A 15,038-nucleotide genomic window follows, 5' to 3' on the forward strand; every position below is an offset into this window, starting at 1 on the left:
CTCATTAACTACATCGGAAACGGTATAATTAAAATACATACTCATTAATTGAATTTTAATTGAATTTACCATCATTTTGATGTTTTGTAATTTTTTTTTACGGTTGCATGTGGATTTAATTTTTTTTTAGAATTGTTAATTTTAAATATTTTGTCTAACAAATTAAATTTTGGGTATTTTGAATCGTAATTTAAACTCGGTAACATTTTAATTCCCAAATGAATATATCTTATCCGTTATATTTTAATATAACATTTATATTTCCCTATTTTAAATTTAATGAATTTTATGAAAACACCGTAATAAAATAAATATATATTATTTTGTATTTAGAAAAAAATAAGATTTTTATGCAAGTTTCGTATACGAAAAAATCTAGCACCCTATAAAATAAATTTTAACAGATTTTTTTACTTATATATCTTCTTTATTATAATAATGCACCTTAATTTAATTCTTTAATTCTTAACATATTTATTAAACAAGATGATTAATATAAAAAAAAGTTAATTAAATTAAATTAATTATTCTAGTCTCCAATCCACTTCATCTAAACCATTATCCTTTAAAAACTCGTTTGCAAGTAGAAAATGATTACAATTAAAAAATCCTCTTCTTGCAGAGAATGGACTTGGATGAGAAGTAATTAAAACCAGATGATTAGGATTATTAAGGAGATGCTTTTTTTCTTCAGCCTGCTTACCCCATAACATAAAAACAATAGCTTGGTTCTGTTTATTTAAAATTTTAATTACTTTATCTGTAAATATTTTCCATCCACAGTTACTATGAGAATTAGCTTTACCTTCTTCTACCGTTAAAACAGTGTTTAATAAAAATACTCCTTGATTAGCCCAATTTTCAAGACATCCTGATTTTGGAATATTATAAGCATACTCATTATTGATTTCTTTAAAAATATTTTTAAGTGACCTTGGTATAGTATGACCTTCTGGAGTAGAAAAAGCAAGACCATGTGCCTGACCTCTCTCATGATAAGGGTCTTGACCTAAAATAACAATTTTAACACTAGATGGAGGTGTTAATTTAAATGCATTGAAAATATCTTCATATGGAGGATAAATTGTTTTGGTTTTATATTCTAAATCAATAAAGTCCATAATCTGTTTAAAATACTTCTTTTCAAATTCATCTTGTAATACTTCATCCCACTCATTTCCAATCATAAAATTAAATTTATTTAATTTAATATTTATATTGATTGTAAAATATTAAAAAGGAAAATAAAACATAATACGAAATTTTATTTAGCAAAAATAATTAAATAATATAAGGAAATAATGAAAAAAATAAAAAAACATAAAAGAATACTACAAAAAAGAAAAAATAAGAAAAAGATAAAGAATTAGTGAAAAAAGAAAAAAATAATGAAAAAATACAATAATTATTTATTATCAGAATTATTAGCGTCCCATGGTTTATTTGCCATTATTTTTCCAAAATCAATGGTATCATCATCAATAAATTCAAGAACTATTTTTCCATCTTCAATGGACCAATTTACAAAATTATCTTCTTTAATATTTAATTCTTCCCTAAATTTTAATGGGATTGATAATTTAAAACCACTTTCAATTTTTGTTTTCATTTAATCACCTACAATTATTTTAAAAAAAAATTGTTTAAAATAAATTCTAATAAATTTTAAATAAAAATTTTTAATAAAAGATTTAAGACATAATTATTATGATTTTACTTAAATAAAAATATAATTTATTTTAAAAATTAATTAAAGATTTTGTTTAAAAAAAATATTAAAACAAAAAATGATGTCTTAGTGAAAAAATAGATTAAAAAAAAGTATTTATTGATTAAATTAAAAAATGAATTAAATTATTATATTTATTTTAAAAAAGAACAATGAAAACTATTAATTTTATAAAATTAATAAAAAGACAATAGTTAAAATATAAAATTAAAATCTGAAATATAAAATATAAAATTTATATTTAAAATAAGATTTAAATTAAAATAAAAAAAGAAAAAAAGTTTAGAGGATAATATCCTCGAATATTTATTTTACAATTTTACCTAGAACGGTAAATTATCATATCTAGCATAAATGGTTGCAGTTTTTGTATCCCAGTTATTTATTTCACCGAAATTATTTCTAGTTGAAATAGTATCCGCACTATACCATTTACCCTTGATTTTTACCTCTGTCCAAACATGTCCATACCATCCATCGGAGAAATGGCAATATCCATGAACATATCTAATTGTTAAACTAACAGCTCTACACATTGCAACATAAAGGTTAGACTGGTCACAACAGTTTCCAGATCTAAGTTTTAATGTTTTAGCTGCACCTTGTTGGGAATTATAATAATATGAATATTTAATATTATCTCTAACCCAATTAAACATCTTAACTGCTTTTGCATAATTAGAAGTTAAACCTTTTGTTAGGCTTTTTGCAAGTTTAGTAATTGATGATGTATCAGGTGAACCTGAACTAGTAGTTACAACAACGGATGCTGGTAATTCACTATGATGACCATAATAGGTTAATATTCTACTAAATGCATCTGTTAAATCACAGAAATTAATTTTACCTACAGCAGTTGATGAGTAATTTGGTCCCTGTTTATGTTCTAAAATATATTTATAGGTTCTACGAGCTGAATCTACATATCCGTCCATTTTGAGATGTTTCTTCTCAAGTTGATCTCCCATAAAAGGATCTTCAGGTTCGGATAAAGCTCTTGTCATTACAGGAATATTACTCAAATTATTATTTTTAATGTTTACAATTGCTAAAGATTCATAATATAAGAAACGTGTCATTGAAACACTTTTTGTACCAATTTTTACAGAAGTTGGAAGTGCTTTATTTTTAGCATAATATGCTCTAACAGTATTTGCAGCAGTAATAATCTGTGAAATAGTAAAACTTGTTACAGGTTTAGGAGGTACTACTGCAGGTTTCTTATTTGTTATTGTTATATAATCCGGTAAATTTTTATATGATTTATAATATGATAAAACGGCAGCAAATCCTTCAACTAAATTATTGTAGTTTAAACGACCCATATTTGTAGTTGAATAATTAGGACCTTGGCCATTTTGTTTAATCCATTTATAAGTCCTCGTAGCAGAATCAACATATTGAGATTTAGACCATTTTTTATTTGAAATCTTGTCACCTGCATTAGGAGAAGATGGTTCTTTAAGAGACCCAATTTTACTTAGAGCGGATTTTTTACCGTTATGCAAATTGCTAATAGCTAAAGCCTCATAATATAAAAACTGAGCCATAGTACATTTTAAACTACCTACTTTTACAGTTTTAGGAAGTTTTTTATTTTTAGCATAATATGTTCTTATAGTATTTGAAGCATTTAAAATCTCTGTTACTGCTACCTTACTAGATGCAGAAGATGAACCAGTAGTTGATTTCTCTTTGACTCCACTTATGGAACTTACATCAAAAAGATTAGAAAGCGCATATCTAAAGAATACAACACCTTGTGCTCCTCCATTAATTGCATTTTGAGCATCGGTTTTAAGAGCACTGGCACTTAATTTAGTAGTATCACTATCAGATTTGTAAGATTGTAAAGCTATCCACACTTGTGCTTTAGCTGAATGCTTAGCATAATACTGAGCTACAGATTTAATCCATGAAGATGAAGCAGCATAATTACCTTTATAAGCCATAGGCACTAAAATATCAAGATATTTTCCAAGTTGTGCAGAATTTTGACCATAATAGGTAATAGAATCTCCTTTTTCAGGCATTAAAGCCGCAGAAACAAGGATATTCTTATCAATAGCTTTTACTTTTTTTACAATTTTTTGTACAAGAGAATTAATTGCACTTACACCATTTGAATATTTACTTGCACGGAGAGATCCACTTCCAGCAAAACGTAAATAATCTAAATGAATTCCTGCAACGTTTCTTAATTTTGCATATTTAACTGCCTCATTTATTTTAGAATTGATATATGAGGAAGAAGCAGTAGCAGGATTATGCCATTGTCCATCATAATATACTTGCATCCAAATATGTACCTGAATACCATATGAATTTGCTTTTTTGATAAAAGATTCAACTTTACTTTTACCATAAGTATCATAGGCATAAAAGTTTAAGAAAATATTTCCAATATGATATGATTTAAGTTTAGCCAAATTAACACTATTCATATTTACTCCAAATAAATAAACTCCAAAAGTATTTTTAGATGACCCTGCAGCCATATTAGTGGAAATAAATTTATTTTGATTAACAATAGTAGGATTGGTTACTTCTAAACTATATGAAGCTTTCAAATCATTAATTGGAATTATTTCTCCATTTGTAACTTCATTAAGAGAAGCGTTTTCTACAACTCCTTCATCTATAGAAGTACTGCAAGAAATATCCTCAACCTTACTAGAGCAAGGATCAGGTAAATCAGAATCAACCACCTCACCCTCAGTTGAGGTAGGAACATTAGCATCTTCTTCAATTGTACTAATCTGATTAGAATCATCAACTGAACTTAATGTATCCGTTCCATTGGTAACATCACTTGCTGAAATAGCTGAAATGCTAATTAGAAGTAATATTAATAATAAAGGTAAAATTGTCCTATTTTTCAATAAAATCTTTTCACCTCACAATACTATTTTAAAAATAGTAAATATAATGTAATTTTAACTAATTTTAAAATTACACATGAAATAAACACTATCTTTATTTTCATAATTTTTAAATTCAAAATATTTTATGAAATAATTTTTCAATGAAATATTATAAGTGGAATTTAAAATGATAAATACTATTTTTAAAATGTAATTAATTGTTATAATTAAGATATATTTAAAATTTTCTACAAAATTTAATAAAAAAATAAATGAGTTTTTTTAGTTTTATGAAAAAATAAGAAAAAAATTAAAAAAATTAAATTAACACATTATTATCAAAAAAAGTTAAAAAAATAGTTTTAATATATAATTTGTTTATAAAATGCTATACAAACAGCGAAAATAAGATTAAAAAAATTTAAACCATTTTAAAATTAAATAATTTAGTATAATTTGTTTACTATTGATTTAGTTTGAAAATTTTAAAATAGAATAAAATAGGCAATAAATAAACATTTGCAGGAAAGTCGCAATCCTTGTTTTAGTAGAAAATGGCCTGCAATAGAATTAGAGCAAACGGATTTATATAATCCTGAAGAGTCGCAATCCTTGTTTTAGTAGAAAGTGGCCTGCAATGGACAAGAGTTAGAATGGTATGGTTTTGAACCTACGTCGCAATCCTTGTTTTAGTAGAAAGTGGCCTGCAATTTATGAAAGTTTGTTTGAAGGCTTTTGATGGAGATGAGTCGCAATCCTTGTTTTAGTAGAAAGTGGCCTGCAATGTGGATTTAAATTCTATACTCTCTCTGCAAGAGTGTCGCAATCCTTGTTTTAGTAGAAAGTGGCCTGCAATGGATATGAATGTTATGGAAGATTGTAATTACAAAGAGTCGCAATCCTTGTTTTAGTAGAAAGTGGCCTGCAATAAAATGGAGATGATGTTATATGAAAAATTTAGAAAAGTCGCAATCCTTGTTTTAGTAGAAAGTGGCCTGCAATTAAGAAATTTAAATCATTTAAAAAAGGTAGAATTAAGTCGCAATCCTTGTTTTAGTAGAAAGTGGCCTGCAATTTTAAGAGGTTAAAATATGAGATATGAAGTAAAACGTCGCAATCCTTGTTTTAGTAGAAAGTGGCCTGCAATTTATCCGATTTATATGATAGTAATATATTATCTGAGTCGCAATCCTTGTTTTAGTAGAAAGTGGCCTGCAATTTTTAAACGATAAAATAACCGATAACAATTATTATTGTCGCAATCCTTGTTTTAGTAGAAAGTGGCCTGCAATCTAAAATAAAAAGGAAGAAGTGATAAAATGATAGAGTCGCAATCCTTGTTTTAGTAGAAAGTGGCCTGCAATTTATGGAGTTTGTCCAAATGAAACAATTAAAGAGTAGTCGCAATCCTTGTTTTAGTAGAAAGTGGCCTGCAATTTTAAAGGATTATACTAATCTTGTTATTATATTAAAGTCGCAATCCTTGTTTTAGTAGAAAGTGGCCTGCAATTTACGGTAGATAACAATACCTTTCAAATCATAGGTGGTCGCAATCCTTGTTTTAGTAGAAAGTGGCCTGCAATTACTTCTTTTGGATATATGCTTTCTCTGTTTTTTACGTCGCAATCCTTGTTTTAGTAGAAAGTGGCCTGCAATAAAGAACAACTTGAAGAGTTAAAATCGTTGTGTGTTGGTCGCAATCCTTGTTTTAGTAGAAAGTGGCCTGCAATAATATAAATATTCTGTATATGTACATCTTGTATATGAGTCGCAATCCTTGTTTTAGTAGAAAGTGGCCTGCAATAGTGATAAACGAAAATGAACAAGAAGTAGAAATCGAGTCGCAATCCTTGTTTTAGTAGAAAGTGGCCTGCAATCAAAAAAACGATATGGAGGAACGATTATCTGATATTGTCGCAATCCTTGTTTTAGTAGAAAGTGGCCTGCAATTTAAATATGATTGACGGAGATTGTGAGCTCTCTGTGTCGCAATCCTTGTTTTAGTAGAAAGTGGCCTGCAATCAGACTGTGGATTAAATTAGATATGCCGAGATTACCGTCGCAATCCTTGTTTTAGTAGAAAGTGGCCTGCAATGCGCTCAAAGCACTCAAAAAATTTGCAGTGTCTCAGTCGCAATCCTTGTTTTAGTAGAAAGTGGCCTGCAATTAAATAAAGCTGAAGCTGTTCTAAAAGTAGATGTTGTCGCAATCCTTGTTTTAGTAGAAAGTGGCCTGCAATTCAGGAGAATATTTGATAACAAACATGCTCCAACCAGTCGCAATCCTTGTTTTAGTAGAAAGTGGCCTGCAATTAGAAGATTTTTTAAATTTAACTGAGTTTATAGAAGTGTCGCAATCCTTGTTTTAGTAGAAAGTGGCCTGCAATGAAAATAAAAAAGGAGCTGTTAGAACAGCTCCAAAGTCGCAATCCTTGTTTTAGTAGAAAGTGGCCTGCAATAGTAAAATAAAGGATTATAGAGTCTTAATTCTTAATAAGTCGCAATCCTTGTTTTAGTAGAAAGTGGCCTGCAATTAAGATTTTAAATGAGAAAGATTTATGTCTTCTTAAGTCGCAATCCTTGTTTTAGTAGAAAGTGGCCTGCAATGAATTTTCAGTATTTAAGGGGTTAAATACTGATTTGTCGCAATCCTTGTTTTAGTAGAAAGTGGCCTGCAATACGGTTATTACCGTTAGAACAGCCGTTTAAAAATTCGTCGCAATCCTTGTTTTAGTAGAAAGTGGCCTGCAATAACCAAACATGGAAAGAAAAATAGGTGGAAAATACGTCGCAATCCTTGTTTTAGTAGAAAGTGGCCTGCAATAAAGAGTTATGTGATGATTATTGCATTGTTTATGATAGTCGCAATCCTTGTTTTAGTAGAAAGTGGCCTGCAATTTCTTATATGGTTTGTTGTGCTTTGGGTGTTGTTATGTCGCAATCCTTGTTTTAGTAGAAAGTGGCCTGCAATTTAAAGAAGGTAAGAATATTATTGAATTCAATAATTGTCGCAATCCTTGTTTTAGTAGAAAGTGGCCTGCAATTAAATACTGATTTAGTCTTTATATCTTTTGAAATCGAGTCGCAATCCTTGTTTTAGTAGAAAGTGGCCTGCAATATTTATAGGATTAATTTAAGAGAAACAAAAATATGTCGCAATCCTTGTTTTAGTAGAAAGTGGCCTGCAATACAAGTATTCGAGAGTGAATACGAGTTTAATAAAAGGTCGCAATCCTTGTTTTAGTAGAAAGTGGCCTGCAATTGTACTGAACTTCCTGAGGGTAGTCAGTTAATACCTGTCGCAATCCTTGTTTTAGTAGAAAGTGGCCTGCAATAATGGAAAATAAAAAGAATTTGAATAAGAAAAAAGAAGTCGCAATCCTTGTTTTAGTAGAAAGTGGCCTGCAATTATAGATTGGACTGATACATCAGAGCAGATAGATTTGTCGCAATCCTTGTTTTAGTAGAAAGTGGCCTGCAATAGCCCCAATTTTTAACTGAAAAATAGTAAATAATTGCTAAAAATTGAGGAATTTTTAAGTGTTTTGTGAAGAACACATTTTATAAACACCATTTATAAATATATTCACAATACCATATAAATCTTTTGAGATAAAAATCAGAACAAAATATATAATAATAATTTAAAAAAAAATAAACCCTAGAAAAATAATAAAACTAAGAAAAAACCCATATTTAATAGAAGTATAAACCATTTAAAATATATTAAAAATATTCATAAAATTTAAATAAATTTATCAAACAAACAAAAAATAATCATATCTTCACAAAATACTTAATTTTAAAACAAGCAAAAAACTTATTTTTGCTCATAAAAAAAATACGAAAATAATAATTTTAGATTAGAATGACTAATATAAGAGAAAATTCTAAAAATATAAAGAACTGCCTTAGAAATTTATAAAAAAAATCTCTCTTAAAATATTGGAATTCTGGCAGAAATAAAAAAAAATAGTAAAAATTTTTACCACCTTAAGGAAAATCCATTATATTTTTCCTTCTTAAGAAGAAATTTTGAAATTAATTTTGCTTGATAGAATATAATATCTTCATAACTTATATTTTCATTATTAATTTTTACATTGGATTTAAGTTTTTTCATAATCTCTGATATGAGTAATTTTCTTTTATCCTCTGAAATAATAACGATATTGTCTTTAAGTTCAAAATCATCAACCTTAACTTGTCGTTTAGTTATCATTTTAATTACAACCTTATCAACGATTTGTTGACGGAATTCTTCAATTAAATCAAAGACTAAACTTGCACGACCATAACGATCTCCATGTAAATATCCACAATAAATATCTAAACCTGTAATAAATAATGCTTTAATAATTTGAGTTTGAAGTATAGCATAACCATAATTTAACATTGAATTTATAGGATCTTTTGCACCTCTACCACTACGAGATTGGAAATTAAATTCATTAGGAATAATAGTTTTAATACCATCCCAATATTCATTAGCAGCAATCCCCTCTAAACCCAAAATATTATTTCTAATATCGTCAACAGGCCTATTTCTAATATCATTTAATTGTATGATAATATTTGCAATATTATCTCTTTTTTGTATAAGAAATTCTGGATTCTCACGAGGCTTTGATAATGTTCCAAGAACTGCCTTTTGATTTTCCATTTTAGCTTTAATAAATGACTTTGCAAGATAACCACTTCGAAAATCATTTAATGCTGAGTACTGCTCTTTTTTAACATTAACATGTTTATTTTCAGTTGGCAGCAACTGATATACTACCTCACCTTTCCAATTAAGTACTATAGTATCAATATTACGTGCTGCAAGTAAACTCATAGCATCAAATGTTATTGAACCCTTACCTGTAATAATTAACTGTTCAATATCATCAATAACATAATAATTTGTAATTTTATCATTTTCTTTAATTAAAATTTGATTATCACGTCTTGCAACTGATTTTCCAAAACCTTCCACAAATAATTTCATAATAATCCCCAATAATTTATATAAATAAAAATTATTAAATCATACAAAATCAAAGTCTTTTATTTGAGGAATTTCAGTAAATCCCTCTATAAAAATAGATTCTTCACAATTTTTACATATGGGGATTAAAACAATATTGTCATTATCTGAGGAGATATACAAGTCCAATTTATCTGCCAAATCTAGTCTTCTTTTAAGATCAAGATAACCCGCAAAAACAGATTTTTGAACTCTATATAAACCATAATGTTGTAACAATTTAATTAGATGATTTCTACTTATATCTTCAGATATATCATAAAATACAAAAACTAATATATAAAAAACCCCCTAAAAAACTAAAAAAATGTAAATTAAATATTAAACATAAAAATAATGAAATATTTAACTATTAAACCTTTTTTATATTTTAAAATAAATAAAACTTAAAATTTTTATATTTTTTTAATTGAATACATCAAAAAAACTATTATATCTATTAATCATCCTCCAATATTTTATCTATACTATCATCAATCATTTTTACAGAACCAAAACCTTGGCTGACTCCTTTTCCAAAACCAAAAAAGTCAGGTATTTTATAATGAACCTTAAATTCACCAGTGAATGAATTCATTTCAATATTTTTATATTTTATTCTGCCTTCTTCCAGATGTGATTTTACATGTAATCTTTTATTTACAATTATTCCCAATCCCTTACTCATTGAAAGAATATTTCCAACAAGAATATTGTTAATAAAATTTTTTTTATCCTTCCAGTTATCCATTTGCCTATATTTATTATAGTTTGTTGAATTTAAAGCAATCCATGGAGATATAAACTTATAATGATATTCCTCCCTTGTAGGTTGAACATCTACTTCCTTATCATATAAGATTTTTTTTACAATCTCATACTTTTTATCAAGATGCAAATAATTAAGCTCATCTACAATATTTTTTAATGAATTTACACCTTCTTCAATACCTAAAATTATTGCTTTATCATCAAAAATATGATATTGTACTAAAGGATAGGAATATAAAAATCTTTCATCACCATAATGATTATGTAAAAGATAATTTTCTTTAAATGTATTTCCAATATATCCTCTAAGTTTACTAGTTGAAACCTTAATTGGTTCATCTGTATTTAAAATCAAATATGTAGTGTTAATTTTCATTTTATAACCTTAATCCATTTAATTAAATAAATATTAATTAATTTGGGTAAATTTTGGAAATTTAGCAAATTCCATTTCCTCTTCAATATTTGGCATTAAAATTTTTGAAAAATCCAATATTAAATCAAATAACTTATTAGCCTTATTTGGAGAAATAGGATTTAAACCATGTGCTAAAATAGAAGTATTTCTAGACTTAACATTATTATTAATATTTCTTCTCTCATATTCTACACCTATATTAGATGATAAATTTAATTCATATTCTATTTTTTTAAGTAACTGGAAACTGTTATATGAAGGAAGTTTAACTGTACATTTATTAGGATCATCAAAATCATAAGGATCATTATCATTTACAAATTTTACAGCAGGACTTTCCATCCCCATAATGCTAATTAATTGACCTTTATTAATTTTAAACTCATTTGCTTGATCTAATAGATTATGGTCTAAAATTCCTACATTTGTAAGGGAAATTTGTGCAATTAATTCATTAGCTCTGTAAAGTCTAGCAACTGCATCATCATATTTACCTTCTTCAATTCTACGTGCAGCATTATTTAATAAATCTGGAAGATAATAAATGATTCTATCTTCAATTGATAAATCCGCTGAATATTTTTGATTTAAAAATTGAATATTATTATGTATTTGGCTAATAAATCCGGGATGAACTTTATTTAATTTTTCAACTATATGAGGATAGTATTTTAAATTACGAGACAAACGAGAAAATTTCATAGGTTTAAACTTATCCCAATCATCATAAAATTCAACAATACTTCTGTAAAACTTTACTTCATCATTTAATTCATCATCCTGAATTTTAGATTTTGCTATTTTTAGATTTTCAATTGCTGCTTGAAACTGATGAAGATTGAAAAACTGTTTAGAATTTTTTATCTCTTCAACAGCATATAATTCAAATGGATCTTCCTGAGGTTTAAAATTTTCATGACCTGTTTTAACAATACCTACACCATTTTTATCTCGACCAAAAATAGAATCTGATCCAATATATGAATATTCTATATTATTTCCAATTGTTGCTAAAATAGCTCCTGCAACCATACTTTTGGTTCCACCAGTAAAATCAAGATAAATATCAAAATCTCTACTATTTAAATCAGAAATAATCTCTTTAACTTTATTATAAACAAGATGCATCTCCTGAGGATCATCAATATTATAAAACTCCATTTCATTTGAAAGATATTTATGAGAAAATAAACTAGAAACTTCTAATGCAATTTTTTCCGTATCCTCTGAATGAACAAAAGAAATATAATCCGGATTTAATTTTTTTATCGCTTCTACAAGAGGTTCTACAGTCCCTCCAGTTGTTAAGATTAATGCTTTTTTCTTTTTTGACATAATAACACTTTTTTAAATTAATTGAATAAAAAAATAATCAGTTAGTATGAAAAAACATAATCAACTGATAATAATTAATAAATTTATTTTGGCTCTGCAAAAGACAACTGAACCCATCCAAGTGGTAAATCTGTTGATGTAATTTTTCGAGATTTAGGGAATTCATATTCATATGACCTTCTAAAGCTTTGACGGATTTCTTCAAATCTTTGAATATCTTCATTTTTAATTTTTAAAGCAATGGAAGTGGCTAATAACCCTGAACCAGAGCCTAATTTAATTAAAGGTTTATCTAACTTATTCCATTTTGACAATTTTTCATATGTCTTTTTAATACTAGGTCTGTCATATTCTTCATAAAATTCTATCTCATGGTCTATTATATCATTGGAAAAATTATAAATAGACTCTTTAATGTTTTTTAAACTGATTAAGTATTTTTTATCTTCAATACCAATTCTATTTAAAACATCATCATTAACAGTATTGTTTAAACTAAATTTAAGAGATGTTTTTCTACCTATTGTTTCAACATAAGTTTTAATTACTCTTCCATTGCGACCATGATCTTCAAAAGTACCTGTAGGTTTAGCTTTAATGGTTTTTAAATCATAAACATGAGGAAATTTAGCAACAGTAGAATCAGATATTTGTAAAAATCTCATAATACTATTTTGTGCAGAATTACCTTTAGGTGCTGAAAATATTTTATTAATAAAATTATCACATGCCCCTCTTTTAATTCTATATTTACCACTGCGTTTTTGAACAATATCCTCTGGAATATCATCAGCATTTATTAAATTATATAATAAACTTGTTCTAATAGCACCTTTAAGAGATGAACCTGGAATAAAAAATTTATCATTAGTTTTAATACCCTCTGCAATTTCACTTGGAATATTCTTATATCCTTTTTTATCAGTAAGTTGGAATTTACATACGGCATTGTATCTTCGATATTATTTTTAACCTTAGAATCATATTGTTCTAATTTAAAATTCTGATTAGATAAATTTTCTATAAATTTGTCTTTTTTATCATCTGTTAAATCTTTATAATATTCAATTACATCGATTCTTTTGATAATATTAATATCTTCACCTTTAAGTTTTGCTTTTCCTGTGACAAATTCATTTGAAAAATATTTTCTACCATTTCCAATAAATACTGGAGTAATTGTCTTCATAGTACAGCTAAAATTACCAAAAAGTTTACCTGAAGATACCATATTAATTACCTCCCAAATCAATAGCCGTTTTTACAGGAAATGCTATACCATATTCTACTGCAGGATTAATATCTCCTACTTCAACTATTGTTCCATAACTATCACTATAGTTTTTAAAGATTGAACCTTCTTTAAAGAATCTTACCTGTTTTCTTATCTCACCAGAAGCACTTCTACCTCTTTTAGAATCAATTTCATATATTGAATATCCATCAATATTTTCTAAATCATATTCAGAGGGAATAAATCTTGAAAGATTTATGAAGTATTTAGAGTCTGTAACATCCTTTATTGATTCATCATATATTTCATATTCAAATTGACCTTTACCTGTTGATATATCTTTTCCAAATCCACGGTCTTTTAAGAATTTTAATGCGCTTTTAATAATTGGAATATAGTTCTTATCGTTAAATTCAATATAGAAAAATAAACCCATATTCAAATATCTTTGACCTTCGGAGTAAAAAATGCCCTCTGTAGTATTAAATAATCTATTTACACTATTGTTAGGAATAATATCCTCAGTTAATCTGAAATTCTCATAGGATTTATTCATAAGAAAACTACCTGAGGAAGAATAATCTGAGTAATTATTTAAAATATCAGATTCATTTAACTGACCATTAATAATATTATAGAAAATTTCTTCTTCAACAAATTTAACCTTTTTATATTTTTTTAAATCATCAAAAACAGAATTATTCAAATCTAATTTTTGATTTAAATTGATTTTAGGGAAGAATTTAACTTTTTCATCATTTTCATCATAGATAAACGGGAAAGGAGATGATAAGTAAAATGGTACATTATTTTTAAACTCTTCCAAGATAGCATCTGTTTTATCCGGATAAAGTTGATTAATGGCAAATGTTAAAGCACCAAACAAAGTATCTGAATGTAATTCTGGAAAGATAGATAAAGGTTTTATATAAACCAACATTATGATCTCTCCTTAATTATATATTTTTTCTATAGCTTCTGGAATATCTCCATTTTCAACAATTATTTCAGGTTCTTTATCTTCTTTATAATAATTGGAATCTCTTTTTTCTACAGTAATTTCATCAAATTTAACTTTACCAAAACCTCTACTACCACTTCCACCAAGATAATTATCTTCTAAAAGTAACATGGATTCAAATACATATTTAATTAAATCTTCATCATCCTCATATACTGTAAATATTATTTCAAAATCAAACTTAGAATCTTTAGGAATTCTTTCAATATTTCTTGGAGTTGCACTAGAATCTATTCTGTTTAAGTTATTTTCATATTTTAATTCTGCACCTCCAACAATTTCTTCTTGAGATGTCCATAATTCTTTAGTATCTTCAGTAGGATATGAATCTCTTACAATAATTCTTGTGGGGAACATTAATTGTGATTTTTTATCTGAAGAAACTCCGAAAACTTTTGCAGAAATAGAGTTTTCATCATCTGAAGGTTTACCTTCATTTTTAATAACACTTTGAGCTGAAACTTCATCATTTAACTCAAATAAATTTCGAAGTTTACCTTTTAAAGAGGAACCTGGAATATATGGTAAATTAGTTACACTATCCCTTATAACTGGGTTATCACTTCCACCAATATCTATAGAATCTGCTGAACCACCAATATGTAAACCTGTTAAACATACAATTTTTCCGGAAATAACATAATTTTCTTTAAACATTA

The 15,038-nt window shown here is 27.0% G+C and carries 11 protein-coding genes and 1 CRISPR repeat array; all 11 genes read right to left on the reverse strand.

Features of this window, described 5'->3' with window-relative positions:
- Positions 1 to 524: 524 nt before the first annotated feature.
- Positions 525 to 1,187 carry a uracil-DNA glycosylase gene (gene ung / locus QZ146_RS06020; RefSeq protein WP_295722767.1) on the reverse strand — a complete coding sequence of 221 codons (663 nt, stop codon included), beginning with the start codon at positions 1,185 to 1,187 and terminating at the stop codon, positions 525 to 527.
- A gap of 218 nt (positions 1,188 to 1,405) precedes the next feature.
- The gene (locus QZ146_RS06025; protein WP_295722768.1) at positions 1,406 to 1,609 is read right to left on the reverse strand and encodes an AbrB/MazE/SpoVT family DNA-binding domain-containing protein; all 204 of its coding nucleotides are present in this window, start codon (positions 1,607 to 1,609) and stop codon (positions 1,406 to 1,408) included.
- 443 nt (positions 1,610 to 2,052) lie between these two features.
- A complete protein-coding gene (locus QZ146_RS06030) occupies positions 2,053 to 4,611 on the reverse strand; it encodes a transglutaminase domain-containing protein (protein ID WP_295722769.1) in 2,559 nt (852 codons plus the stop codon).
- A gap of 511 nt (positions 4,612 to 5,122) precedes the next feature.
- Positions 5,123 to 8,074: a CRISPR direct-repeat array (repeat unit 37 nt; unit sequence GTCGCAATCCTTGTTTTAGTAGAAAGTGGCCTGCAAT).
- Between the two features lie 503 nt (positions 8,075 to 8,577).
- Positions 8,578 to 9,582, reverse strand: a complete 1,005-nt coding sequence (gene cas1, locus QZ146_RS06035) for a CRISPR-associated endonuclease Cas1 (protein ID WP_295722770.1) — start codon at positions 9,580 to 9,582, stop codon at positions 8,578 to 8,580.
- A 39-nt stretch (positions 9,583 to 9,621) separates the two neighbouring features.
- Entirely contained in the window at positions 9,622 to 9,900 is a 279-nt protein-coding gene (cas2, locus tag QZ146_RS06040; protein WP_295722792.1) for a CRISPR-associated endonuclease Cas2, read from the reverse strand.
- Positions 9,901 to 10,060: 160 nt separating this feature from the next.
- Positions 10,061 to 10,747, reverse strand: coding sequence for a CRISPR-associated endonuclease Cas6 (locus QZ146_RS06045; protein WP_295722771.1), 687 nt, complete (start codon positions 10,745 to 10,747; stop codon positions 10,061 to 10,063).
- A gap of 33 nt (positions 10,748 to 10,780) precedes the next feature.
- Positions 10,781 to 12,124: a TIGR02710 family CRISPR-associated CARF protein gene (locus QZ146_RS06050; RefSeq protein ID WP_295722772.1), complete on the reverse strand. Its 1,344-nt coding sequence runs from the start codon at positions 12,122 to 12,124 to the stop codon at positions 10,781 to 10,783.
- Positions 12,125 to 12,207: 83 nt separating this feature from the next.
- Positions 12,208 to 13,026, reverse strand: coding sequence for a type III-A CRISPR-associated RAMP protein Csm5 (csm5, locus tag QZ146_RS06055; protein WP_365316774.1), 819 nt, complete (start codon positions 13,024 to 13,026; stop codon positions 12,208 to 12,210).
- Entirely contained in the window at positions 12,924 to 13,355 is a 432-nt protein-coding gene (locus QZ146_RS06060) for a hypothetical protein (protein WP_295722773.1), read from the reverse strand. Before QZ146_RS06060 ends, csm5 begins: the two co-directional genes overlap by 103 nt.
- A gap of 1 nt (position 13,356) precedes the next feature.
- Positions 13,357 to 14,298, reverse strand: a complete 942-nt coding sequence (gene csm4, locus QZ146_RS06065) for a type III-A CRISPR-associated RAMP protein Csm4 (RefSeq protein ID WP_295722774.1) — start codon at positions 14,296 to 14,298, stop codon at positions 13,357 to 13,359.
- 12 nt (positions 14,299 to 14,310) lie between these two features.
- On the reverse strand, positions 14,311 to 15,036 hold the full coding sequence (csm3, locus tag QZ146_RS06070; protein WP_295722775.1) for a type III-A CRISPR-associated RAMP protein Csm3: 726 nt from the start codon (positions 15,034 to 15,036) through the stop codon (positions 14,311 to 14,313).
- Positions 15,037 to 15,038: the final 2 nt, after the last annotated feature.

Origin of the sequence: uncultured Methanobrevibacter sp., from assembly GCF_905235195.1 — an archaeon.
Lineage (GTDB): Archaea > Methanobacteriota > Methanobacteria > Methanobacteriales > Methanobacteriaceae > Methanarmilla.

What these genes read in the sequence shown, in the direction of transcription:
- ung (WP_295722767.1), bottom strand. Translation starts at nt 1,187, where the DNA reads ATGATTGGAAATGAGTGGGATGAAGTATTACAAGATGAATTTGAAAAG.
- QZ146_RS06025 (WP_295722768.1), bottom strand. Translation starts at nt 1,609, where the DNA reads ATGAAAACAAAAATTGAAAGTGGTTTTAAATTATCAATCCCATTAAAA.
- cas1 (WP_295722770.1), bottom strand. Translation starts at nt 9,582, where the DNA reads ATGAAATTATTTGTGGAAGGTTTTGGAAAATCAGTTGCAAGACGTGAT.
- QZ146_RS06045 (WP_295722771.1), bottom strand. Translation starts at nt 10,747, where the DNA reads ATGAAAATTAACACTACATATTTGATTTTAAATACAGATGAACCAATT.
- QZ146_RS06050 (WP_295722772.1), bottom strand. Translation starts at nt 12,124, where the DNA reads ATGTCAAAAAAGAAAAAAGCATTAATCTTAACAACTGGAGGGACTGTA.
- QZ146_RS06060 (WP_295722773.1), bottom strand. Translation starts at nt 13,355, where the DNA reads ATGGTATCTTCAGGTAAACTTTTTGGTAATTTTAGCTGTACTATGAAG.
- csm4 (WP_295722774.1), bottom strand. Translation starts at nt 14,298, where the DNA reads ATGTTGGTTTATATAAAACCTTTATCTATCTTTCCAGAATTACATTCA.
- csm3 (WP_295722775.1), bottom strand. Translation starts at nt 15,036, where the DNA reads ATGTTTAAAGAAAATTATGTTATTTCCGGAAAAATTGTATGTTTAACA.